General features: G+C 40.4%; 18 protein-coding genes. 10 read left to right on the plus strand and 8 right to left on the minus strand.

Annotation, left to right across the window (positions count from 1 at the left end; genetic code table 11):
• Positions 1 to 148 precede the first annotated feature (148 nt).
• The 3 genes from F0226_RS19195 to F0226_RS19205 all read right to left on the minus strand — a co-directional run bounded on the left by F0226_RS19195 (position 149) and on the right by F0226_RS19205 (position 2,584).
• Positions 149 to 886 carry an RNA methyltransferase gene (locus tag F0226_RS19195; protein WP_171737147.1) on the minus strand — a complete coding sequence of 246 codons (738 nt, stop codon included), beginning with the start codon at positions 884 to 886 and terminating at the stop codon, positions 149 to 151.
• A 224-nt stretch (positions 887 to 1,110) separates the two neighbouring features.
• Entirely contained in the window at positions 1,111 to 2,163 is a 1,053-nt protein-coding gene (locus tag F0226_RS19200; protein ID WP_171737148.1) for an aldo/keto reductase, read from the minus strand.
• Positions 2,164 to 2,431: 268 nt separating this feature from the next.
• On the minus strand, positions 2,432 to 2,584 hold the full coding sequence (locus F0226_RS19205; RefSeq protein ID WP_171737149.1) for a hypothetical protein: 153 nt from the start codon (positions 2,582 to 2,584) through the stop codon (positions 2,432 to 2,434).
• A gap of 318 nt (positions 2,585 to 2,902) precedes the next feature.
• On the opposite strand from F0226_RS19205, the gene pepT reads away from it, so the two are divergent.
• The 3 genes from pepT to F0226_RS19220 all read left to right on the plus strand — a co-directional run bounded on the left by pepT (position 2,903) and on the right by F0226_RS19220 (position 5,720).
• Positions 2,903 to 4,135, plus strand: coding sequence for a peptidase T (gene pepT, locus F0226_RS19210; protein ID WP_171737150.1), 1,233 nt, complete (start codon positions 2,903 to 2,905; stop codon positions 4,133 to 4,135).
• Between the two features lie 140 nt (positions 4,136 to 4,275).
• Positions 4,276 to 4,743 (plus strand): DM13 domain-containing protein, encoded by a 468-nt coding sequence (locus F0226_RS19215; RefSeq protein ID WP_171737151.1) that lies wholly within the window; start codon positions 4,276 to 4,278, stop codon positions 4,741 to 4,743.
• Between the two features lie 131 nt (positions 4,744 to 4,874).
• Complete coding sequence (locus F0226_RS19220) at positions 4,875 to 5,720, plus strand: mechanosensitive ion channel family protein (RefSeq protein WP_171737152.1); 846 nt, start codon at positions 4,875 to 4,877, stop codon at positions 5,718 to 5,720.
• A gap of 134 nt (positions 5,721 to 5,854) precedes the next feature.
• Here F0226_RS19220 and F0226_RS19225 read toward each other — a convergent pair whose 3' ends face one another.
• Positions 5,855 to 6,298, minus strand: coding sequence for a cytidine/deoxycytidylate deaminase family protein (locus F0226_RS19225; RefSeq protein WP_137373782.1), 444 nt, complete (start codon positions 6,296 to 6,298; stop codon positions 5,855 to 5,857).
• Positions 6,299 to 6,529: 231 nt separating this feature from the next.
• Here F0226_RS19225 and F0226_RS19230 point away from each other — a divergent pair, with 231 nt between their 5' ends.
• The 3 genes from F0226_RS19230 to F0226_RS19240 all read left to right on the plus strand — a co-directional run bounded on the left by F0226_RS19230 (position 6,530) and on the right by F0226_RS19240 (position 11,805).
• The gene (locus F0226_RS19230) at positions 6,530 to 7,660 is read left to right on the plus strand and encodes an efflux RND transporter periplasmic adaptor subunit (protein WP_171737153.1); all 1,131 of its coding nucleotides are present in this window, start codon (positions 6,530 to 6,532) and stop codon (positions 7,658 to 7,660) included.
• Positions 7,661 to 7,674: 14 nt separating this feature from the next.
• Positions 7,675 to 10,827, plus strand: a complete 3,153-nt coding sequence (locus F0226_RS19235; protein WP_171737154.1) for a multidrug efflux RND transporter permease subunit — start codon at positions 7,675 to 7,677, stop codon at positions 10,825 to 10,827.
• Between the two features lie 285 nt (positions 10,828 to 11,112).
• Entirely contained in the window at positions 11,113 to 11,805 is a 693-nt protein-coding gene (locus F0226_RS19240; RefSeq protein WP_171737155.1) for a MaoC family dehydratase, read from the plus strand.
• Between the two features lie 113 nt (positions 11,806 to 11,918).
• Here F0226_RS19240 and F0226_RS19245 read toward each other — a convergent pair whose 3' ends face one another.
• Positions 11,919 to 12,734 (minus strand): phosphate ABC transporter substrate-binding protein, encoded by an 816-nt coding sequence (locus tag F0226_RS19245; RefSeq protein ID WP_171737156.1) that lies wholly within the window; start codon positions 12,732 to 12,734, stop codon positions 11,919 to 11,921.
• Positions 12,735 to 12,955: 221 nt separating this feature from the next.
• Between F0226_RS19245 and F0226_RS19250 the strand changes: the two genes are divergently transcribed.
• The gene (locus tag F0226_RS19250; protein WP_171737157.1) at positions 12,956 to 13,312 is read left to right on the plus strand and encodes a DUF3024 domain-containing protein; all 357 of its coding nucleotides are present in this window, start codon (positions 12,956 to 12,958) and stop codon (positions 13,310 to 13,312) included.
• A 207-nt stretch (positions 13,313 to 13,519) separates the two neighbouring features.
• On the opposite strand, the gene F0226_RS19255 is transcribed toward F0226_RS19250, so the two are convergent.
• Together F0226_RS19255 and rnb are read right to left on the minus strand one after the other, a co-directional pair.
• Positions 13,520 to 14,332, minus strand: coding sequence for an AraC family transcriptional regulator (locus tag F0226_RS19255; RefSeq protein ID WP_171737158.1), 813 nt, complete (start codon positions 14,330 to 14,332; stop codon positions 13,520 to 13,522).
• Positions 14,333 to 14,428: 96 nt separating this feature from the next.
• On the minus strand, positions 14,429 to 16,423 hold the full coding sequence (gene rnb / locus F0226_RS19260; protein ID WP_171737159.1) for an exoribonuclease II: 1,995 nt from the start codon (positions 16,421 to 16,423) through the stop codon (positions 14,429 to 14,431).
• Positions 16,424 to 16,753: 330 nt separating this feature from the next.
• Between rnb and F0226_RS19265 the strand changes: the two genes are divergently transcribed.
• The 3 genes from F0226_RS19265 (at position 16,754) to F0226_RS19275 (ending at position 22,654) form a co-directional block, all read left to right on the plus strand.
• Complete coding sequence (locus F0226_RS19265; RefSeq protein ID WP_171737160.1) at positions 16,754 to 18,844, plus strand: DEAD/DEAH box helicase; 2,091 nt, start codon at positions 16,754 to 16,756, stop codon at positions 18,842 to 18,844.
• Positions 18,845 to 19,292: 448 nt separating this feature from the next.
• A complete protein-coding gene (locus F0226_RS19270) occupies positions 19,293 to 20,498 on the plus strand; it encodes an acetate/propionate family kinase (RefSeq protein ID WP_171737161.1) in 1,206 nt (401 codons plus the stop codon).
• Positions 20,499 to 20,785: 287 nt separating this feature from the next.
• Positions 20,786 to 22,654, plus strand: coding sequence for a recombinase family protein (locus F0226_RS19275; protein ID WP_171737162.1), 1,869 nt, complete (start codon positions 20,786 to 20,788; stop codon positions 22,652 to 22,654).
• Between the two features lie 236 nt (positions 22,655 to 22,890).
• Here F0226_RS19275 and F0226_RS19280 read toward each other — a convergent pair whose 3' ends face one another.
• Complete coding sequence (locus F0226_RS19280; RefSeq protein ID WP_171737163.1) at positions 22,891 to 24,141, minus strand: replication endonuclease; 1,251 nt, start codon at positions 24,139 to 24,141, stop codon at positions 22,891 to 22,893.
• Positions 24,142 to 24,234 lie beyond the last annotated feature (93 nt).

A 24,234-nucleotide genomic window follows, 5' to 3' on the forward strand; every position in this document is an offset into this window, starting at 1 on the left:
GGTGAATAGTTCTTTATGAATAAAGGATTAGATAAGTTGTCTAGCTTATTAAGTACATTAATAGGCTAGACAAATGTGGTAAATCGTCGATTTATTCAATAGCCGGCAATCAACTAATTAACGATATGACGAATTATTAGCTATTCAACTATGAGTTATGCTGGCGACGAATATTATCTAAGATGATGCCAGTTGCCATTGCTACATTTAAAGACTCAGCGCCACCAAATGCAGGTATCGTAATTTTGTCGGTGACAAATTTAGCGGCTTCTTCACGAATGCCATGGGACTCACTGCCCATTAGTAAAATACCTTCAGCAGAGAACTCCGTTTGGTGGGTGCTCACACCCTCAAGAAACGCGCCGTAAATAGGTAAGTTAGCTTGGCTTAAGTAGTTTGGTAAATCCGTTTGGCTAACATGAACACGCCCAAAACTGCCCATCGTCGCGCTGATCGTTTTAGGATTATAAGGATCAGCACAGTCACTACTTGCGACAATGTGCTTAATGCCATACCAATCGGCGACACGGATAATCGTCCCTAGGTTGCCTGGGTCTGAAACGCCATCTAAAGCAATCATTAAGTCTTGCGCCTTAGGAAGATCAAATGATGGGATTTCAACCACTGCGATAGCTGCATTGTTGCTGACTAACGTGCTTGCTTTCGTCAGGTCATCTAAAGATGCTTCGACACAATTAAAACCTTGTAATGCTATAGGGTTATCAGTCAAAAATTCGCTTGTAGCAAAGACATTTTGTACCGATAGGTTGCTATTCGTTAGCTCAAGAACATTTTTTTCCCCTTGAACGAGAAATAGACCATGAGCTTTACGCTGTTTCTTTTGACCGAGAGCACGAAGGAGTTTTAATTGGTTTTTTGAGATCATCTTTTTATCCTAAATATAAGCTCGCGCATTATAGAGTATGGGTTGTGAGACTCAAAGCTCTCCTTTGAAAAAGATCAGAAGTCGTTATTGTTTAAACGAGTATTTAGAATGGTTGCGGGATACTTAACTTGCATTGAAGAAGACCTTAGCTTTAACGGGCTAAGGTCTGTTGGTTTTGGTGTTAAATAAGCTTGAAGTAGTTTATATGAACGTTCTGAAAAAAATTAATAAGGAACAGGATAGCGCTTAAAAACGGTATTGATGTCTGATAGAACGCCTTCTGATAAAGGCTTACTGAAAGCTGCGATATTTTCACGTAGTTGATCCATCGTTGTAGCCCCGATGATTGTAGAAGTGACGCCATCAACTTGATCACACCAAGCAAGAGCTAACTGGCTTGGTGTAAAACCATGGGCATTCGCCACTTCAACATAGCCTTTTACTGCTTCATTTGCCGCTTTAGTATCTCTGAAAATTCCTTTTCGCTGCATGTAGGTCCATCGGCTTCCTTCTGGTCGTGCGCCATCAATATATTTACCGCTTAGCATGCCAGCAGCTAAAGGAGACCAAGGAAGGTAGGCAATATCTTCATGGACACAGTTCTCAATTAGGTAAGGCCAATCTTTAGTGTGTAATAGGCTGAACTCATTTTGTATTGAAACCATGCGTGGTAAGTCGTGTTTATCACTGAGTTTCAAATACGTATTAATGCCCCACGTTGAATCATCTGATAAACCACAGTGACGAATTTTCCCAGCTTTCATGCAAACTGAAAGTGCCTGAAGGATCTCTAGCATTTGAGCTTCATGTACGTGTCGGTCGATGTCAGAAAATGAGATTTGGTTTGGAGCATGCTTACCAAAATGCGCAGTGGTTCGATTTGGCCAGTGGAGTTGATATAAATCGATGTAGTCGGTCTGTAATCGTTTTAAAGAAGCATCCACAGCTGCGATCACGGCTTCGCCTGTAATAGGGCCACCATTTCTTACCCAAGGAAGGCCAGGGCCTGCAATCTTAGACGCAATGATCACTTCACTTCTGCGCTGTGGGTTTCTTGAAAGCCAGTCACCAATAATGGCTTCCGTTTTACCATAAGTATCGGGTGAGGGCGGGACAGCATACATTTCGGCAGTATCAATAAAGTTGATACCTTGGCTTAAAGCAAATTCGATCTGTTGATCAGCTTCTTGCTGAGTATTTTGAAGACCCCACGTCATGCTGCCTAGACAAATTCGAGAGACAGAAAGCTGACTACTTCCTAAAGGTGAATAATCCATTTTATTTGATTCCCATAAACGATATACATCCAGTATTTTCTAATTCATCACTTGAGAGTGGAACTGGCGTGTAAAAATGCAGATACAAATAATTAACACAAAACGAGGAGGTAGGGTATGGAATTTTGGGGCAGGCGTTATATTTTTGGATAAGCGCAATAGTTTGGGTGGGCTCTATAACTTGGAGTCAGCGCTATAAAAGTAACCCTCTCATCGCGTCATGCAATGAGAGGGTTTAAGAAGTATTTACGCGTGCATGCTTAAAACATTAAGCATCGCTTGAAGAGTCAAATCCACCTTGGATTTGTGCCTGCTTCAAAGCTTCTTGGCGTTGGATCTCTTTATCTGTATCAGTACCGGTTAGTTGAACCGAATCCTCAGAATGTTGAGGAACTAAAACATAGTATTTATTGATAGTCATAACGAACCCTCATGTAACGGTATACGAATCATGCAGGAGTTAAAAAATGTGATCATCATCCACTTTGTATTTTTTTTAGGCTGAGATAGAGGGCGTAGATACTTTCATGATCATCCTGAATTATTCATATGTTGTTGTATTACTGACGTTCACCTCTTTATTGATTATAGGTATAGCGAGAGAATCAGCAAAAAACTGATTTAGAGCAAAAACTTAAGGCTTTAGGGGCGTAAGATAAATTTTCTTTTTCGCTGGTAGTACATAAATAAAATTAATAACCAGTGAATGTTATTTCTATATTCCAAAGTGAGATTAATCATGGAAAAGCTTGTTGAACGTTTCCTTCGCTACGTTACTTTTGATACTCAATCGGATCCCGCTAATCAACATTGTCCGAGTTCATCTGGACAATTGGTCTTCGCAGATGCACTTAAATTAGAGCTAGAAACGCTAGGTTTATCGAATGTATCTCTAGATGCTAACGGTTATTTAATGGCAAGTTTGCCTTCTAATGTCGAGCATCCCGTACCGGCAATCGGTTTTATTGCTCACATGGATACTGCGCCTGATGCATCGGGTAAAAATGTTTCACCGCAAGTGATTAAAGATTACCAAGGTGGCGAAATTACACTCGGTACTAGTGGTGAGAAACTGACTCCTGAGCAGTACCCTGATCTTAACGCATTGCATGGTCATGACTTAATCACAACAGACGGCACTACGTTGCTTGGGGCTGATAATAAAGCGGGTATTGCTGAAATCCTTTCTGCTGTTGCCTACTTGATTGCTCATCCTGAACTTAAGCACGGCGAGATCTGTATTGGCTTTACTCCAGATGAAGAAATCGGCCGTGGTGCAAACTTCTTCGATGTTGAAAAATTTGGCGCGAAATGGGCTTACACGATTGATGGTGGACCGGTTGGCGAGTTGGAATTTGAAAACTTTAATGCAACCAGCGCTGATGTTATCTGCCATGGTGTGAATGTTCACCCAGGTACTGCAAAAGATAAAATGGTTAACGCCATGAATATTGCGGCTCAATTTCAATTGATGATGCCAGTGGAAGAAACGCCTGAATGTACCGAGGGCTACGAAGGCTTTTATCACCTGAAATCCGCTGAAATGGGCGTTGCACGATCTGAACTAGGTTATATTATTCGTGATTTTGAACGTGAAGGTGTAGAAGCGCGTAAAGTATTTATGCAAAGCAAAGTGGATGAGTTAAATACTCGCTTGGAAAAAGGTCGAGTTGAGCTGGTGTTATCCGATAGCTACTTCAACATGAAAGAGATGGTTGAACCTCACCAACATATTATCTACCTTGCTAAACAAGCAATGATTGAATGCGATGTTGAACCTATGATTAAGCCAATTCGTGGTGGTACAGACGGAGCAAGATTGTCTTTCATGGGGTTACCTTGCCCAAATATCTTCACTGGCGGGTATAACTTCCACGGCATACATGAATTCATTACTATTCAAGGCATGGAGCAAGCGGTAAAAGTCATCGTTGCTTTATCGCAAAAAACGGCTTTGAGCTATAAAGCATAAAATTGAAAGACGGTATTTAGGTATGAGTATTTAGGCATAAATAGTTTAAGTGCTGATAATCAATTGATATAAAACGCTTTCCCTTTTGAATTTTATTCAGTAATCAATAATACTGAATAAAAGCATTAAGGGAGTAAGCGATGAAAAAGTTATTTTTACTTTGCACCCACTTAGCTGTGGGTGCTTTTGGTTTTGGGCTAGGTGTTTATGCTTTGCCAATATTGATAGAGCCAGACTCTCCGTCTTCGGATTCCGTTCAAAGTATAAGTCAGCATGCCATCTATACTGGAGAGTTCAGTAAAAACAGGCAAGACAGCGATTTTCTACACTGGGGAGAGGGGATAGTCTCTATCAGTGACAGTGCGATTGCCTTTGAAGGTGAGTTGGCACCTGGTCCTGATTATAGGCTGTACCTATCACCCGTATTCATAGAAACAGAACAAGCTTTCAATGCCAGTAAAAAAGAAATGCTCCAAGTTGGAGAGGTGAAAACCTTTGATCGCTTTATGGTTGGGTTACCTGAAGACTTAGATCTTAATGCGTACAACACGGTTGTGATTTGGTGTGAAACTTTTGGGCAATTTATTACTTCCGCAAAGATAAAATGATAGCCTTGGCATAGCTATTTTTGTCATTAAAAATCGGTGTCATTAAAAACTGTGTCATTAAAAAATAGGCGCTTATTTCTTGAGCGCTTTTTTATTGTGCCACTGTGTTGTAGAGCCAAACGGAGTTAATAATGGAAAAGTTGTGGCAAGTGATTGATTTCTTACTCGCTCATAAGTTTATTTTTAGTGCGCTTATTATTGTTTTAATTTTGATAGTGCGAAGAGTGACCTTGTCTAAAATTCGAGGTGACGTTGCTTTTTTATCTGAAGATCAACGTAACTGGATGTCACGTACTAAAAACGGTACGTTTGCGATCATTGTGGTGACGCTTTTCGTTTTATGGAAGTCAGAAATCAGTGAGTTTGCGTTATCTGTTACTGCGATTGCTGTTGCGATTGTTGTGGCTTCTAAAGAAATTATCCTGTGCTTTACTGGTTCAATTCAACGAGCAAGCTCACGTTCTTTTCGCATTGGCGATTGGATTGAAGTAGGGAAAATTAGTGGTGAGGTGATTGAACATAACTTGATGGCAACGGTCATTCAGGAAATTGATCTTTACCATGGGCAATATCATTTCACGGGTAAAACCGCGACCTTGCCTAACAGCATGTTCTTTACCTACCCAGTAAAAAACCTCAATTTCATGAAGCGTTATGTTTACCATGACTTTTCTATTGTGGTGAATAAGTTTGTAAACCTTTACCCGATGATCCCAAATCTGATTGAAAAAATTGAAGTACACAGTGAAGAGTTTATTGAGGTTGCACGACGTTATAATAGCGTTATTGAAAGGCACGCCGGCGTTGATTTACCGGGCTCAGAGCCGCATATTCATATTACCAGCGGTGCAACGGGTGAGCAGGTAATACACTTTATGATTTTCTGTCCAACGGAACAGGCTTCCCACTTAGAGCAAGATATTCGGAAAGACTTCATGGAAGCATATTCTTTGGCATTCCCTGAAAAAGATAGCTGATTAAAACGTACAAAAAAGCCGAGTATTGATATTTCAATGCTCGGCTTTTTTAATGAGTCTATTTTCGTAAATCGTCGCTTTATATCAAAACGCTTAATCTAGAAACGCGTTATCTAAACAAAATCTAAATTGAATCAATCTAGTTCATTTAGAGGCAGCCAATCGACAGTTACACCTGCTTGCTCAAACATATCTTGGCTGACTTTGATTTTATCTCCCCAACGAGATAAGAAATCTTCACTCTGTTCTGGGCAATGTACAGCAGATATGCCCGTTTGAATGATTTTTGCGGCGCAGTTTGGACAAGGGAAATGAGTCACCCAAATTTCACAGCTGTCCAAATCTCTTTTAGCAAATAGGATCGCATTTTCTTCAGCGTGAAGTGTTTTTAAATACTTCATTTCACGATCATCAGTATCAGCACTGTCTGATACACCATGTGGGTAGCCATTGAAGCCGACTGAAACAATACGGTTATGCTTAGTGATGACAGCACCAACCTGAGTGGATGGGTCTTTACTCCATGAGCCTACAAGCTCGGCCATCTGGTAAAATCGCTTAGCCCATTTAGAAATCATTGGTGTTCCCTCAATACTGAATTTAAATTATTTATTAGCTGCATGTTCAATCATACCTTAAGGAAAATGATTACGTTAGTTAATTGGCGGTAACCACCTTGTTATTATTCATCTTTGTTAATAGTTAGAAACACTTTTAAGAACGACTTCTGATATTACTCGGACATTTATACGCAATACGTTAATTAAATTAAGTGATTATTCCTGTTCCTTATTTTTATCGGTATTCATATGCGTAAAAAGATCCTACTCACCGTCATTGCAAGCTCGTTAATCCTTGCTGGTTGTGGAGATAACTCCGCACAAAATATGCAAGCGCCTTTACCTCTGGTGGTCACGCAAGATGTTAACGTTATTTCTCATCAACAAAGTAAGTCATATGTTGGGCGTATTGAAGCAGTTGAAGATACCGCAATTACCGCCCAAGTTTCTGGATATCTGAAAGGTCGCCATTTCCAAGAAGGTCAAATGGTCGAGAAAGGACAGTTACTTTATACGATTGAGCCGTCTTCATTTGAAGCTCAAGTAGCCAGTGCGAAAGCCTCTGTAGCACAAGCGAAAGCTTCATTAAAAAAAGCCGAGTTAGATTACAAACGCGGGGAAAACTTGCTGCCGAAAGGAAGTATTTCCCAGTCTGAATTTGATTCTCTAACTGCCGGACTGCTTGGTGCTCAAGCTCAATTAGAATCAGGTCAAGCCCAGTTAAATTTAGCTAATGTTAACCTTTCACATACTAAAATCACGGCTCCATTCTCAGGCCGAATTAGTGACACTAAAGTGAGCCAAGGTGATTTACTTTCTCCTTCTTCTGGCACATTAACGACATTAGTTAGCTTAGACCCTATTCATGCGTCTTTTAGCATCAGTGAGAGAGAACGTCTTAATCTTGGGCTTGATCAGATAGAAGGGAATGGCTCATCAGAATCTAGTGGCGTTGAGGTTGAGATCATTCTAGAAAATGGCACCGCTTATAAAAATCTAGGTCAATTAGATTTCTTAGGTAACCGAATTGATTTGAATACAGGCACATTGGCAATGCGTGCTATTACTCAAAACCCGAATCAACAGCTATTACCTGGTCAACACGTTCGCGTGAACTTACGTGATAAGCAGCCAATTGAAGCGATGACTGTACCGCGCAGAGCCGTTCAAACTGACCTTGAGGGGGATTTTGTGATGGTGATTATTGAAGGCGAGTCTGGGTTAATCGCTGAACGCCGCAATATTGAAATGGGTCATCAAGTTGAAAGTGGCGTCATTGCTTCTGGTTTAACTCCAGACGATGTTGTGATCACACAAGGCCTTCAACGAGTGCGTAATGGTATGCCTGTTCGAGAGCAACAGCCAGTTTCAGACAAATAAGAGTAGGCTGAATTATGTTAAGTCGTTTCTTTATCCAAAGACCTAAATTTGCTCTAGTTATTTCAATTATATTGACTTTAGCGGGTGCAATTTCGTTGGCAATTTTACCGGTTGCCGAATATCCCAAGATTAGCCCACCTTCGGTTAGTGTGTCAGCGTACTATACGGGAGCCAGTGCTGAAGTTGTTGAGCAAGCCATCGCGGACCCCATAGAAACATCAGTAAATGGCGTGGAAGATATGATCTATATGTCTTCTAAAAGTGCTAATGATGGTTCTTATAATTTGAACGTAACGTTTGATGTGGGTACCGACCCAGATATGGCACAGGTGAACGTTCAAAACCGGGTTGCTCAGATCGAATCCAAGCTACCGCAAGAAGTGCGTATGGTTGGTGTGACAGTGAAAAAGCGCTCGCCCGACTTATTGATGGTTCTAAACTTCTATTCACCTAACGGTGAGTACGATGACCAGTTCTTGATCAACTACGTTAACTTGAATATTAAAGACCAACTTGCTCGTGTCACCGGCATCAGCGAAGTGAATGTTTTGGGTGGCGGTGAATACGCAATGCGTGTTTGGCTAGATCCTGAAAAAATGGCAAATCTTAAGCTCACGACTTCAGATGTCTATGCAGCTTTAGCTGAGCAAAACGTACAGGTTGCGGCAGGTCGAATTGGTGCTGCTCCTTATAGCAACCCACAAGAAGTGCAATTTAACCTTGTAACTAAAGGTCGATTAGAAAGTGCGAGTGAGTTTGAAAACGTAGTACTTCGTGCCGATCATGGTGGTTCTACCGTTTACCTAAAAGATGTTGCTAGAGTAGAGTTGGGCAAGAAGTTTTATGATGGTAATGGTAAATACCGTGGACAAGATGCGTCAATCGTAACCTTATCACTTCAATCAGATGCAAATGCGCTGGAAAGTGGTAAAGCGGTAATGGAGACCCTGGAAAGGTTAGGGCAAAACTTCCCTGAAGGTGTGGCTTATGAATCGAGCTACGATACAACTTTGTTCGTTGCGGAGTCGATTAAAGGGGTTGTTAAGACTCTTATAGAAGCGATTTTACTGGTAATTGCGGTCACTTACCTTTTCTTAGGCAGTGCTCGCGCTACTCTCATTCCGGTTGTTGCGATACCTGTATCCTTAATTGGTACATTTGCCATTATGCAAATGACAGGCTTCACCATAAATACCGTTACTCTATTCGGTTTAATCTTAGCGATCGGTATTGTGGTTGATGATGCTATTTTGGTTATTGAGAACGTTGATACCACAATGGCGAAAGATCCGACTATTTCACCACGCAAAGCAACTCTGATTGCGATGAAAGAAGTAACGGGTCCGATTGTTACATCAACCCTAGTACTATTGGCTGTCTTCATACCGGTTGCCATGCTTCCTGGCATTACCGGCATTATGTACCGACAATTCGCATTAACGATTTGTATCGCGGTTGTGATTTCTTCGATTAACGCATTGACGCTATCTCCAGCGCTATGTTCGCTAGTATTAAAACAAGGTGGTGGAAACACCTCAAGATGGTACGCCATATTCAACCGCGGGCTAGATAAAGTCACGACTAAGTATGGACAAGTCGCGGGTTTCTTGGTTAAGAAGAGTGTCCTACTTGTGACTTTCTTCTTCGTTGCTCTGTTCGCGGTAACTTACTTTGCGGAGACCACTTCTACAGCATTTGTACCGCAAGAAGACAAAGGTATCTTACTGGTTAACGTTCAGTTGCCTGATGCCGCTTCTTTATCTCGTACCGAGGAAGTGACAGAGCAATTGCTTGAAATGGTGGAAGATGAGCCAGGCGTTGATGGTGTAACGCTTGTTAATGGTTATGCTTTCATGACAGGCGCTTCAGCGTCTAACGGTGCGTCACTATTCATTAAGTTACATGATTGGGAAACGAGAAACGGTTTAGATGGCGAGCATGCCGCTCAAGCTATCTCGTCAAGAATCAATAGACGAGCTGCAACAGAACTTCCAGAAGCTATTGTCTTTGCCATGGGGCCTCCAGCTGTTCCTGGTATGGGCGCAGCCTCGGGATTTGAGTTTGTATTAGAAGATACGCTTGGAAGAAGCCGCAGCGATTTGGCGATGGTGATGGGCGATGTGATTCAGGAAGCGAACAAGCAGCCTGAAATCGCCCAAACATTTAGTACATTCCGTGCCAATGTACCTCATTACTATGTTGATATTGACCGAGAGAAAGCACAGCAGTTAGGCATTCCGTTGTCGTCTATCTTCCAAACACTTCAAGGAAACTTAGGTTCATTGTATGTGAATGACTTTACCATGTTCGGTAAAAACTTCCGTGTGACAATGCAAGCCGACAGTGATCACCGAAGCAGCATGGATGATTTACAACGTTTCCATGTACGTTCTTCAGGTGGTGAGATGATCCCACTGAGCACATTGGTTACTTATGACCAAATCTTTGAACCTGATGTCGCATGGCGATATAACATGTATCGCAGTACTGTCATCCAAGGGCAACCAGCAGAAGGTTACTCCAGTGGTGATGCCATTGCTGCAATGGAACGAGTAGCAGCAGAAGTGCTCCCACAAGGTTACCAGTATGAGTGGACTGGTATGGCTTATCAGGAAGTACTAGCGGGTAACCAAGCGATTTTTGCTTTTGCTTTGGCGCTAATATTTATCTACTTGTTTATGGTTGCTCAATATGAAAGTTGGACGATTCCACTTGCGATAATATTAGTGGTGCCTGTAGCGACGCTTGGTTCATTCCTGGCGCTTAACTTAACAGGAACACCTCTAAACCTTTATGCTCAAATCGGTCTCGTCTTGTTGATAGCCTTGGCGGCGAAAAACGCGATTCTTATTGTTGAGTTTGCAAAAGTTGAACGTGAAGAAAAAGACATTCCGATTGATGACGCTGCCGTAAAAGGAGGCACATTGCGTTTCCGAGCTGTGAACATGACGTCGTGGTCGTTTATTCTAGGTATCTTCCCGCTGATTTTTGCATCTGGTGCCGGTCATGTGAGTCAAAACTCCCTGGGTATTTCACTTATCGGTGGTTTACTTTGTGTGTTGCTTGCCGGGACATGTTTAATTCCAGGCTTCTACGCTTTTGTGCAACGTAAGCGAGAAAAAGCACATGGCGGCAATACTAAGTTAGTTGCTCTAGACGATGAGTAATCATTTGTAGGGAAATAAATAAAAGGCTTAACGTAATGTTAAGCCTTTATTATTCGTTTAAAGAATAAAAAGCCTTGAATAAATAATTTATTGCTCTTAAAAAGTAGAGCTAAAACTTTAATGATAGCATTGTAATAAAATGGTGTTTTATTGTTATCTTATTGATTTTTATTTATTAAATAGGTTTGAGCTAACAAGTGTAGGCTCGAAAGTGTTTGCAGATTAGTGTGAAGTGCTTCAAAATTACAGCGTTATATTAGAGTATATTTTTCTACTGAGGTTCTTATGAAGGTCATTGATTTATTTAAACATAGAGGCGACAGTTTTTCTGCACAGCACTCAGAGTTTATGCAATGGATGTCTCCAGCTCTAAAAGAGTATTGGGGTGACTTCATGAACCGCACGCAAAATAGTCACTTCTTTGCTTGGGTACGTGATCATCATAAGCCAGCAGTGAATGAACCTGATATTCAAATTGAAGTACCAGTAGAAAAACCGATCGTACTCAAACCAGAAGCGCAGGCTGTGTTTAACGAGTTAAGCGAGCAAATTGGTGAAGTTATCCATACTGGTGACTGGATGAACGTTAGCCAAGAGCGCATCGATCAGTTTGGACAAGTAACAGAAGATATGCAGTGGATCCACACTGATCCAAGCAAAGCTGAAACTGATTCCCCTTTTAAGACGACTATCGCACACGGTTTTTTAACGTTATCTTTGCTTCCAAAATTGACAGATAGCGTTGACCCTGAGAACTCTCAATTCCCGACAGCTAAAATGGTGGTAAATCTTGGTTTGAACCAAGTTCGTTTTCCTTACCCTGTGAAATCAGGTAATAACGTACGCGCAAAGAGTACGTTATTGAAAGTGACACCAGTTAAGAAAGGTTTAGAGATTGAACGTGAGATTAAGGTGGAAATTGAAGGTATTCGACGTCCTGGTTGTGTTGTCGTTTCAGTGATTCAATTGCACTTTTAAATTTATGCTGTAACACATGATGAAAATGAAAATGAAAAGGGAAAGCAAATTGCTCTCCCTTTTTTATTCACTCAAAGTTTACCGTTCGAACTGATAAGAATTTACAGCGAGTGTCATTTAACTTTCGTATAGCCATATTCTTCAATCAAACTTTGACCTTCAGCTGAAGTTACATAGTTAATAAAACTTAAACTCTCTTTTGATAACGCTTCTTTACGATGCAACATTAAAAACGGGCGTGCGAGTTCGTAAGTGTGATTGGCTATGTTTTTAGAACTTGGAGTGACACCTTCAAAAGTGATGGCTTTAATTGAATGGTCTAGTGAACCAACAGAAACGAAGCCAATGGCGTGAGGGTTATGGTTAACAATGGTTTTCACCATGCTGTTACCGTTAACGACAAGGTTATTTGGGTTGATGTCTGATACTAAACGATCGTTAATAATCCTTGTGAGCCCCAATAAGCTTTCAAAACTGTAACGAGATCCTGAAGATGCTTCACGTGTCACCACTGCAATAGCTTGGTCTGCACCACCAACTTGCTTCCAGTTCGTTATATTACCTTTGTATATATCGAACAGCTGCTTTCTTGAAATGTTGCTTACGCTGTTTGAACGGTTAACTACCACCGCTAGTCCATCAAAAGCAATTGGAAAAACATCAAGTTTCTCACCTTGTTCTCGCTCAGTTAAATAACGCGAGCTCATCCCTAAATCTGATACACCCTTTGTCACCATAGTAATACCAGCGGTCGAGCCGATACCTTGCACTGCGATGTAATTATCTGGGTGAGTTTTATTGTACTCTTCCGCTAGCACGTCCATAACTCTAGCAACAGAGGTTGAACCTGAGATATTGGTTTCTTGAGCAAGAACGACCTGAGAAGACAGGGCAAGGGTTAAGAGAGAAGCAATTGCAACTCGTAACATAAACAACTCCTAGTAATAGTATTTTCGACTATCATAGGGGGCTTATATGACACTTTTGTGAAGCAGTAAAACTGCCATTGTTGATGGATTGCTGCGAGGGAAGTCGTAGTAATAATGTAAGGATGGTTCTAAACTGAACAAAGTTGCCTTGCTCGTTTTCGTTACGGGAACAAGCCATCTCTATAGGTTAGCTATAGTAAAATCATAGGTGCGAGGTCTTTATGTCTGTAGTTAAAATGGAAATAGGTCGGTTACTCGCTGGTGCTGAGCGAGTTTGCCACGCGAGGAATACTAGCTTACCCGTTGCGCTCGGGAAGTCTCTTTTTGAGCCTTGTTTGAATGGTGCAATTTTTTTAAAAGCACATTATTTATTAGATTCTTCACACAGCGATTACACCGACGAAGTGGTTAAAGTCGTTTTTGAAGAAGCTAACCAGATATGGCTACTCTTCATGCCTATGGAGCAGGGGCAAATGGAATCAAAGTGGGGACCTTATCCATTCCTACCTCAATGCCAAGACATAGAAGTTATTCTCCAAGAAATAGAAAAAGATCCTCATGCCTACTTTTGGGGTTGATCATTCCTACCTTCTGGCTGCATAACTTTTGACTACGTGAACTTATAGCTATGTGAAGTTATAGCAGCGTTAAGTCGATAGCTACGGTTATACTCACAGCAACGTTAAATTCATGGTTAAGTTAAACTGATCGCAACATTAAACTGATCGCTAAATAAACAACTGTGTTCACCATCCTAGTTGTCTCATTCTGACAAAGGCTTTTTGTTAGGTATTAAAGTTATTCTCTACTTTAACCCGAAAATCTTTTGGGGTTTGTCCGTGGAAGTTTTTAAATGCTGTACTAAAGTGAGCCGCACTTTTGAAGCCGGATTCATAAGCAATCTGAGTAATGGACTTATTTGTAGTTCTCAAATGAGTGGCAGCATGACTGATTCTTTTTACTTTTAATAAACTCGAAAATGATAAGTTCTCTGCTGCTAAACGTCGCTTAAGGGTGGCAGGTGACATGCCCATGTAGCCGGCTAATGAGTCGAGAGTAATGTCGTTATCTATATTTTGTTCGATGTAACGAATGACTTTTTGTGTAACAGTTAATTGAGCAGCGCTTGCTATGATGGCAAGTGATGCTGGTTGTTCTTCAACGATTAACGAAAGTAAGGCTTTTGCGAGTTTCGCTAAGGCAAAATCATTGGGCTGTTCCAATTCTGCTAGCGTTAGCATCAGTTCTTTCAGCTGGTGAATGTTGACGTTGTTTTTATTAAATTTGATGTATTCTTTTGAGGGTCTTGGTATTTCAATGCCGGAATATTGATTAAGGAAGCTTTGAAATATCGCTAAATCAAAATCTAAGCACATTCCTGAGAACTCACCTCGTTCAGTATTAATAACGATATCTTGAATCTCACCTGAAGTGTATAGAGCAAAATCACCCGAGTTAAGGTTTCCTTTTACTCCATGTGCAAGAGAAAAAGAGATACTGCCTTTAGTGACAAGGAATAGTCCATTCTTAGATGCGGGATAGCGCTCTTTCCTTCGGTGAATGAAATTGGTAAATCGACTGATTGTGATAGATGGCATATAGGTACTTCTTTTACAGTTGAAAGCGACAATATGACGATTTATTTTTTATAATAAAAAAGGCGCTAAAAAGCGCCTTTTTAAAGTGTTTCTCAGTTAGCTCTCGCTGGATTCTTGACTTGGCTTTTCAGCAAAAACTTGCGTTGGTTTTGCTACCAAGTTGCGATTCTCTAGGTTCACATCTGAGAGAACAATTTCTAATACGTCTCCCAGTCTGTATACCATCTCTTTATCAATAGATACAGTACCCATGTCACTATTGCATTCAATTCTTTCTTTATTATCAATAATGAGAGAACCAGGAATAAATGCAGCCGCACCATTCTCTAGCAAACGCACACGCATACCCGCACGATTAATATCGAAGATTTCAGCTTGGAAACGAGTTTCTTCTTTTGGTGCATTAACCAAAGTTCGTGCGTATAACCAATCACCGACGTTACGCTCTGCCATTCCGTGGTAACGGCGATGAAGTGCAAGTTCGTCACCAATCGTTTCGTCTGGTGTTTGAATTGGGTCTTTACCTAAGATGTGCGCTTTAAGCATACGGTGGTTGATCATGTCGCCATATTTACGAATTGGTGATGTCCAAGTTGCGTAGATATCTAAGCCCATAGCAAAGTGCGGTAAAGGCTCATTGCTGATTTCACTGTACGCTTGGAATTTGCGAATACGATTATCGTAGTAGTTAGTGTCTAGAGTGCCTAACCATCGGCGAAGTGAAGCAAAGCCTTCAAGAGAGACAATTTCTTCAGCAGTAAATGGAGTTTCTGCTTCTGGGTTAACCAGTTCTAGTACATCCGCAACTTTTTCTGATTTAAAACCAGAGTGGCAGTTAAACACGCCTTGTCCGAAGCTTTCTTTTAGTACACGACCAGCACAGATGTTCGCGCTGATCATTGCTTCTTCTACTAACTTATTCGCACTACGGCGCATATCCGCGTGAATAGCGATAACGTCATTGTCTTCGCTCAATTCAAAACGGTAATCTGGGCGGTCTGGGAAAACAACGGCATTGGCTTGTCGCCATGCTGAACGAGCTTGGGCGAACTCATGCAAATCCTTAACGATTACTGCAATCTCTTCACCTGGCTGCCATTTTTCAGAAGTCCCACTCTCTAACCAATCTGATACATGGCTGTATGCGAGGCGGGCATGAGATTTGATATTTGCAGCAAAGAAATTAATGTCGTCGCCAATCACGCCGTCTTTTGAAACGGTAACAGTACAGCAAAGAGCAGGGCGCTCTTCGTTTTCAATCAGTGAGCACAAGTTATCGGCAAGATCACGAGGCAGCATCGGTATGTTTCGACCTGGAAGGTAAATAGTAAAACCACGCTTGCGGGCGACCTTATCCATTTCATCATCAGGAGAGATGTAAGCCGTAGGATCGGCAATCGCGATGGTTAATTCAAAGTCGCCGTTATCTTTCTTCTTCGCATATAAGGCGTCATCCATATCTTTGGTGCTTTCACCATCAATGGTCACAAACGGAATATGAGTCATGTCTACGCGTTGTAGGTCGACATCGTCGTTGACTTGCCAGTTATCAATACCTTCAGGTTCACTGTTAGGCAGATCGTTTTGCGCAAGTGTTACCCACCATGGAGCAATCTTGTCATCGGCGTCGGTAATTTTCTCAGAAATCTGCGCTAAGAAGCCATCATCACCTTTTAATGGGTGGTTTACGATATGAGCTACAACCCAATCGCCTTCTTTAAGAAGTTCAGGGTTTAAGCCTTTTTTAGCTTTAGCCTTTAATTGAAGTTTTTTCAGTTGCGGGTGATCCGGAACTACATTTAAACGACCTTTAAATAGCTTTACTCGAGCGATGAAGCGAGTCAAACCTTGCTCAATCAAAACTTCTGGCTCAGCAATCTCACGTTCCTTTTCCGTACGTATGATCGCGACTACTTTATCGCCGTGTACACACTTCTTCATATACGGTGGTGGGATGAAGTAGCTAGTTTTGCTGTCGACTTCTAGAAAACCAAAGCCTTTTTCAGTAGCTTTAATTGTGCCTTCCTTTTTAGGAAGTGTTTCTTGGATTTGCTGTTTAAGTTGAGCGAGTAGAGGATTATCTTGAAACATTTGACTTTTATCTTACGAGAATAATTCTGCACACTATAATCATTGCGAGAGCCGATTACTACTTAAAGCCAATAAAGGTCTTTGAATAAAATGCATGCTGAATCATATAGTCGAGTATTTGTAAAATTGACGTTTCAAATCTTTAAATAGAGGAGGTGACGCGATATTCATCAAAATTTGACGATATGATAGACAGTTTATCGAGGAAACAGAAAAATATGTGATGTATTTCAATTTTTTCTGGATTTTTTTATGCATTTAGGGAATAATCCGCCTCCCTTAGACGTCCCTAATGGCTTGAAGTGTTTTATTACTGCTTCGTAACTCTGAATGGAATCAGTATCTGATTGGATCAGTATTGGAATTGATAGAGCTCCCGGGACCTTTTGTTTACTTATATATAGTGGGATCCCAATGTCCGAATCTGTAATTCAATTTAATGAATTAGCCCTTAACGAAAACATCCTTTCAGCTCTTGATAGCATGGGTTTCGTCTCTCCAACTCCAATCCAAGCGGCAGCTATTCCTCTTCTTCTAGAAGGCCGTGATGCTTTAGGTAAAGCACAAACAGGTACTGGTAAAACAGCAGCGTTCTCTCTACCGCTACTGAACAAAATCAACCTAAACCAACACAAACCACAAGCAATCATCATGGCTCCTACTCGTGAGCTAGCGATTCAAGTTGCTGCAGAAATCAAAAACTTAGGTCGTGATATTAAAGGCCTTAAAGTTCTTGAAATCTACGGTGGCGCTTCAATTGTTGACCAAATGCGTGCTCTAAGCCGCGGTGCTCACATTGTTGTTGGTACTCCAGGTCGTGTTAAAGACTTACTAACTCGTGACCGTCTACACCTAGATGAAGCACACACATTTGTTCTTGATGAAGCAGATGAAATGCTAAAAATGGGTTTCGTAGATGACGTTACTTGGATCCTTGAGCAAGCCCCAGAATCTGCACAACGTGTACTTTTCTCTGCAACTATGCCTCCAATGGTTAAGACTATTGTTGACCGTTACCTACGTAACCCTGCACGAGTTGACGTTGCTGGTACTAACCACACAGTTGACAAAGTAGCGCAGAACTTCTGGGTTGTTAAAGGCGTAGAAAAAGACGAAGCAATGTCTCGTCTTCTAGAAACTGAAGAAACTGACGCGTCAATCGTATTCGTACGTACTCGTCAAGACACTGAGCGCCTAGCTGATTGGCTATCTGCACGTGGCTTTAAAGCTGCTGCACTTCACGGTGATATTCCTCAGTCCCTACGTGAGCGTACTGTTGATCACATCAAACAAGGTGTTATCGACATCCTAGTTGCAACTGACGTTGTAGCTCGTGGTCTTGATGTTCCACGTATTACTCACGTATTCAACTACGACATCCCATTCGATGTTGAATCTTACATCCACCGTATTGGTCGTACTGGCCGTGCTGGACGTAAAGGTAAAGCGATCCTACTAGTTCGCACTAACCAAATTCGTATGCTTCGCACTATCGAGCGCGTAACTAAGTCTCAAATGGAAGAAATTCAACTTCCTCTACGTGATCAAGTTGCTGCAGCACGTGTTGCTAAGCTTGGCGCTGAACTTGAAACTGAGAAAGAAAGCAAAGCTCTAGAAAACTTTGCAGGTCTTATCTCTACTCTTCAAGAGTCTCTAGAAGTAGACGCTGCTACTCTTGCTGCAATGCTTCTTAAGCGTCAGCAAGGTAAGAGCCCACTATTCTACGTTGGCGAAGACCCAATGATCGCTGCTATTGAGCGTGATAAGAACCGTCGCAAAGAGCGTCGTGAAGATCGTGACAATGGCCGTGACGGTGGTGGTCGTAACTTCAATACTCAAGATTGGGATACGTACCAACTACAAGTTGGCCGTGAGCAAGGCGTTCAGGTTAAAGATATCGTTGGCGCACTAGCAAACGAATTAGGCCTAACTAAAGGTTCTATCGGTGCTATCAAGCTAGACCAAGGTTCTACTTACGTTCAACTGCCAAAAGCAATGAACTCTGAAACTGCTGGTAAGCTAAGCAAACTTCGCATTCGTCAAAAAGAAGCTGGCGCTGTAGTTGTTGATTTCAACGACTTCCGTGAGCCTCGTCGTGGCGGCGGCGGTCGTGATGGCAACCGTGGTGGTCGTGATGGCGGTCGTGGCGGTCGTGATGGCGGCGGCTACCGTGGTAACCGTGAAGGCGGTAATCGCGAAGGTGGTAACCGTGAAGGTGGCAATGGCGGTCGTGGTGGCTACCGTGGCAACCGTGATGGCGCACGTGATGGAAACTCTGCTGGTGGTCGTGATGGCGAACGTCGCTTTGACCGTAACCGTGGTGGCGATCACCGTGGTAACCACCGTGGCGAACGTGGCCATGGCAACGCAGCAGGCAATGGCGGCAACCGCGGTCGTCGTCCAGAGCGCAGCGAAGGTTAATCAACCTGTAGTTTTAAGTTGAAGCTTCCAAGCCAAGTATTTATAAACTAAGTGTTTGTAAGCGAATAGCTTAAACAGTGAATTTAAAAGCCGAGCGATTGCTCGGCTTTTTTGTATCTGTAGGTAATTGATCGGCAATCACACCGGTACAAGCTATTCTTTTCAAGAGTAATACTGAGTTGGTTTATTGGTTGTACTAATGGGTGCCTCTTCTAAAATAAATTTTAAAAGTGATATCCCTTTTTAAAAACTCTAATAAATTATTCAACTATTTTTTAATTCTCGGCTCGAATAAATGCAATTTATGACTTAGATCAAGTAAATTGCGGGATAAATGGATTTTAAGTAAAACAAAAGTTGAAACATTCAAAAATTATTGAATAATGAACATAACTAAAATTGAAGTGAAAACTTCATTAAATTCGTACTGAAACAGGATCCATATCCAATGTCTAATTCGTTCGTTCTGGTTATCAACTCTGGTAGTTCTTCTCTTAAATTTGCAGTTATCGATTCTGTTAGTGGCGATGCAATTGTCAGTGGTCTTGGGGAGTGTTTTGGCTTACCAGAAGCGGTAATTAGCTGGAAGCATAACGGTGAAAAAGTTGAGGAGTCGATTGACCAACCTGACAACCACCACCAGCATGCAATTAATCGAATTGTAGCGTTAATGGATTCACTAGGCTTTACTGCCGACCTAGTGGCTATTGGTCACCGAATTGTTCACGGTGGCGAGAAATTCACTTCAACTGTTCGTATTACTGAAACAGTAACGGCTGAAATTGAAAAGTTAGCCGATCTTGCGCCACTGCATAACCCTGCAGGAGCGATTGGCATTCGTGCTGCTATGGCGGCTTTCCCGTCTTTACCTCAGTTTGCTGTATTTGATACTGCTTTCCACCAAACAATGCCAGAAAAAGCATTTACAGGTGCAATCTCTAATGAGCTTTACACTGAGTACGGTATTCGTCGTTACGGTTTCCATGGTACAAGTCACTACTTTGTAAGCCGTGAAGCTGCAAAAATGCTTAATAAGCCAATTGAAGAATCGAGCTTCATTTCTGTTCACTTAGGTAACGGTGCTTCAGTATGTGCTATTAGCAACGGTGAAAGTGTCGATACCTCTATGGGCTTCACGCCTTTATCTGGTTTGATGATGGGAACTCGATGCGGTGACTTAGATCCAGGCATCATCGAATTTTTGATGAAGAAAGGCTGGAGCCAAGAGAAAGTATTTGATGCTTTGAATAAGAAGTCGGGCTTCCTGGGTGTGTCTGGTATCACTTCTGACGCTCGTGGCGTGCTAGAAGCGATGGAAGAAGGTCATGAAGGTGCTAAGCTTGCTTTTGAAGTCTTCACCTACCGTGTGGCTAAATACATCGGCTCTTACATGATTCCATTAGATCACCTTGATGCGGTTATCTTTACTGGTGGTATCGGAGAAAACTCTTTACCGATTCGTAGTGAAATTCTGCGTAACCTTAAGTTACTTGGCTTTGTTGAAGATGAAAAAGCCAATGCAGACGCACGATTTGGCGCATCTGGCATTGTAGCTAAATCAGGGCTTCTAGGTGCTGTGGCAATGGTTATTCCAACCAATGAAGAGTTAGTTATCGTACGTCAGTCGATTGAAGTGATGAATCGCACTAAATAGTTTTAACTACACTAGATATTAAGCCGCTGATTTACAGCGGCTTTTTTTTGGTTTTAACAAAAGAGGAAGGTGGAGAATTAAGAAGATGAAACCTATTTACTGAGTTAGAAATACAAGATTAATTTGCATGAATATTCAAGTTTTGTATATTAAAAATCTGGTTTTCAATATATATAACTTTTGTATATTATTGTTTTTTATGGGTTTTTTTCTGAATTTATCGTATTTGCTCGTTGACTCGTCATGTGTTATTTGTTGAAATGTATTCAAATTGACAGAGAAACAATATGAAGAATGAAAGTAAAATTACAAATCAGAACACTGCTCGACTAGCGTATATCTACTCAAGAGTAAGTAAATCGATACAAGCTCAGAATGGACAAGGTATTAGTAGACAAATTGAACGTGGAAAGAAGTTTGTTGAAGATTTGAATGCGAGAGCAGGTAATTCTGGACAAAAGTATACGTACGAAGTTGCGAACGAGATGATAGTTGATGAGGGGTTATCAGCGTATTTGGGAAGAAACACTGACGAAAATGCTGGTTTAGGGGCATTTTTGCAAGCAGCCAAAGAAGGTGAAATTCCACCTCATTCTTTACTCGTAGTTGAAGCTGTTGACCGAATCAGTCGCTTAGACCCTAACCAATCAAGAATGATCTTCCTTGAACTTGCAAAACATAAAATTGATGTCGCAATTCAACGGTTCAATTTAGTCGTTTATCACGACCGAAAAGCGGATTTAGGTAGTGATTTGCTTCTAACTGTAGGTTTTCATCTTGCATACATGGAAAGTCAGCAAAAATCAGAGCGTATAAGGGCTACATTTGATAAAAAGAGAGAGAAAGAGAGAGCAGGGGGAGCAAGGCGAACTTCAATTTGCCCTCCTTGGATGAAGCTTTCCACGTGTAAAACAAGGTTTGAACTGATACCAGCAAGAGCTGAATTACTAAAACGTATTTTTAAAATGCGCATTAATGAGAAACGAGGTTCAACTTCTGTTGCAAAGCAACTTAATAGAGAAGGATTATTAAACTTCAATGGTCGACCATGGAGTTCTAAACTTGTCGAAAAATATTGGAAAATGCAGCAATGCTTAGGTGTTTTTCAACCGCAAACAGATGATTATAGTACAGGTAAACGCCGTAAAATCCCCTTAGGTAACCCAATAGCTGATTATTATCCGTGTGTGATTAGCAAAAGTGAATTCTCGCAAGTTCAGGCAAGTTTCGCTATGTATGAAAAAGGGGCTAAATCGCACAATTGCAAAAATTTGTTTGCTGGAATCTTAAAGTGCTCGGTATGCGGTGGAACATTGAGCTTTGCGCAGTCGAACAGAGGTCAACCTAAATTACGTTGTCGAAACTACTTAGACGAAAGAGGATGCACACAAGGGCAAAAAGGATCATTGAATTACCGTCCTGTAGAGTTGTTGCTAATAGATAGTTTTGAGTGTATCGACTATACAAAGCTTTATGGTAGCAGAAGTACAAATAGTGACGCTAAAACGCTAGCAGGCATAGAGTTTGAAATTAATGAACGCACGAAAAAAATTGGCGAGTTGAGAAAACAACTAAAGAAAATGAATAATACTGATGCCATCGCTATGATAGCAACAGGACTCGATAGCACTTGTATTGAAGTTGAAAGCTTAAAACAACAACAAGCTATATTGTTAAAAGCACAGTCAACACCAGACATGTCGCAAGTTACAGGATTAGATTTCAGTAAAGAAGTCGACAGACGTAAATACAACAGTTTTATTAGTAGCTTTGTAGAGTACGTGGTTGTGTCAGAGAATGACTGTATTGTGACATTCAAAGGAAACCTAGGTTCTGTTCAATTGTATCTTGATGATCGCTTAGAGAGACTAAGAGAGCGCGGGTATAAGTTTGGGAAGGATATTATTGAATCAAAGTTCCAAAAACATCAGGAACATGACATGAAAAAAGTGATTCAAGTTGATTTAAAAGAGCTTGCTGATAAAACAAATCAGTTGTTTTCACAACTCACAAGGGCAGCAATTCCAACTGATTCAGATTACTTATCTAGTGTGAAGTTTTCGTTTAATGCACAGTTAAATGCAGGTCTTTGTCCCAGTAAAAAGAATATTACAAGTATTATGCTTAGAAATGGATTGTTAGATAAAAGTGCATAAACTTCCCAATATGTAGTTTCTACTTAATATTAGTTATATATAAATGAATTTCTAATTTATATATAACTATTTTATTGGTTGTAATTCCTTCGGATGTGTCTATGTATTCGTTAATAAGCGTGCAATCTTCTTTGACTATAAGCTTTATATTTGTATTATATTAATTTGAATTTTGTTTTTTATTGCGTGACAACGACTAAAAACCACTATAAGTGGCATGTTGTTTTTTACATATTTCAAGTTTGATTTGTGTGATTTTTACTATTTTTGTTGCATGTTTTTATTTTGTAAGATAAATCAAATATTAAATAATTTAGGAACTCAATATGCGAATGTTCTCTAGACTCTCCAATATCATCTGGTGTTACTTTTTCCAGATTATATAGTTTGCTTTTTTTGTACTCTAGGAACTTTTTTTGAATGCCTGAAATGTGGTAGGCACGTATTCTATTATACTTTCTCCAAGCAATGACCCGTTCCGTTTTTTTTGTATCACGTGTAGTTCCAAGTATAAAACAGTGCTTTAATATATAGTTAGATATGTAAGATAAGTTATGTGTTCTTTTTCTTTTTAACTTACTTGATGTGAACCTTTTTATATCCAAATTAGCGAAGTCATTTTTGAAGTACTTTTTATATGACTGAATATATTTATTAGTTAGTGAACTATCACAAAATAAAACGATATGGTAATGCGGACAACCAGAGTTAGTTGGTTCTACAGTCTTAATACTAGCGCTTTTTTCTAGATTAATACTTAACTTGTGACGATATAAATAGTTCCGATGAAGTTTAAATTGATAGTTAAATTTTTCGTGTGTCACTCTGACGCTTTCACCATTCCATTGGTGGTACATAGTGTTGTGTAGAGTGTTAGAGTGATGCTCTGGTGTTGCAGAGATCGTTATGAACAGGAAATCGTAGTCTCGTGCAATAGCAATATCTTCAAGTGTTTTTACTTGTTGATATAAAACACTACTTCTAAGCTTATCTTGCTTTTCTAAGAATGATTCAACGCAAGTTTTATCACCAAGCACACTTGTTAAAAACTTATTATTCGCACTGTCTTGTTCTTGAACTCTACGCAGTGCTTTGTCTGAAATATAAGGTTTATTTTTACCGCCGACAAGTCTATTCCTCATATCGAATAATTGCTCTTCTTCTTTTACATATTCGAGAAATTTACGAGACAAATATTTATTAGATTTAAGCTGTTTTAATGCAGATTGTCTTATTCGATTAGAGCGCACTAAATCACGGAGGGGGAGTTGTTTTATTAAATTGGCAGGAAATGTCTTACTTATATCATCAATTAGCTTTAATACATTCGATTTACTGTCTAATGTGTTTTCTAATAGTGTTGAATGGTTTATTAATATGTTTTGCATTTGTTGGTGAAAATAAGAATACCCAAATCTCTTTATGGAAGAATTTGAGGAATTAATGAATTTGTGAGCAAGAAGTTCTTTGTTTAATATATTTGTCATTTTATTTTTATACTACCATTTATTTAAAATGACTGGCAATAATATGTTGATATTATTTTAAAATTAATGGTAGTACTGTCTCTTATACACATC

It is taken from the genome of Vibrio sp. 99-70-13A1 (assembly GCF_013114625.1).
Taxonomy (GTDB): Bacteria; Pseudomonadota; Gammaproteobacteria; order Enterobacterales; family Vibrionaceae; genus Vibrio.

Bases quoted from the DNA above. Each gene is read 5' to 3' on its own strand.
- F0226_RS19195 (WP_171737147.1), bottom strand. From the start codon at position 886: ATGATCTCAAAAAACCAATTAAAACTCCTTCGTGCTCTCGGTCAAAAG.
- F0226_RS19200 (WP_171737148.1), bottom strand. From the start codon at position 2,163: ATGGATTATTCACCTTTAGGAAGTAGTCAGCTTTCTGTCTCTCGAATT.
- F0226_RS19205 (WP_171737149.1), bottom strand. From the start codon at position 2,584: ATGACTATCAATAAATACTATGTTTTAGTTCCTCAACATTCTGAGGAT.
- pepT (WP_171737150.1), top strand. From the start codon at position 2,903: ATGGAAAAGCTTGTTGAACGTTTCCTTCGCTACGTTACTTTTGATACT.
- F0226_RS19215 (WP_171737151.1), top strand. From the start codon at position 4,276: ATGAAAAAGTTATTTTTACTTTGCACCCACTTAGCTGTGGGTGCTTTT.
- F0226_RS19220 (WP_171737152.1), top strand. From the start codon at position 4,875: ATGGAAAAGTTGTGGCAAGTGATTGATTTCTTACTCGCTCATAAGTTT.
- F0226_RS19225 (WP_137373782.1), bottom strand. From the start codon at position 6,298: ATGATTTCTAAATGGGCTAAGCGATTTTACCAGATGGCCGAGCTTGTA.
- F0226_RS19230 (WP_171737153.1), top strand. From the start codon at position 6,530: ATGCGTAAAAAGATCCTACTCACCGTCATTGCAAGCTCGTTAATCCTT.
- F0226_RS19235 (WP_171737154.1), top strand. From the start codon at position 7,675: ATGTTAAGTCGTTTCTTTATCCAAAGACCTAAATTTGCTCTAGTTATT.
- F0226_RS19240 (WP_171737155.1), top strand. From the start codon at position 11,113: ATGAAGGTCATTGATTTATTTAAACATAGAGGCGACAGTTTTTCTGCA.
- F0226_RS19245 (WP_171737156.1), bottom strand. From the start codon at position 12,734: ATGTTACGAGTTGCAATTGCTTCTCTCTTAACCCTTGCCCTGTCTTCT.
- F0226_RS19250 (WP_171737157.1), top strand. From the start codon at position 12,956: ATGTCTGTAGTTAAAATGGAAATAGGTCGGTTACTCGCTGGTGCTGAG.
- F0226_RS19255 (WP_171737158.1), bottom strand. From the start codon at position 14,332: ATGCCATCTATCACAATCAGTCGATTTACCAATTTCATTCACCGAAGG.
- rnb (WP_171737159.1), bottom strand. From the start codon at position 16,423: ATGTTTCAAGATAATCCTCTACTCGCTCAACTTAAACAGCAAATCCAA.
- F0226_RS19265 (WP_171737160.1), top strand. From the start codon at position 16,754: ATGGAATCAGTATCTGATTGGATCAGTATTGGAATTGATAGAGCTCCC.
- F0226_RS19270 (WP_171737161.1), top strand. From the start codon at position 19,293: ATGTCTAATTCGTTCGTTCTGGTTATCAACTCTGGTAGTTCTTCTCTT.
- F0226_RS19275 (WP_171737162.1), top strand. From the start codon at position 20,786: ATGAAGAATGAAAGTAAAATTACAAATCAGAACACTGCTCGACTAGCG.
- F0226_RS19280 (WP_171737163.1), bottom strand. From the start codon at position 24,141: ATGACAAATATATTAAACAAAGAACTTCTTGCTCACAAATTCATTAAT.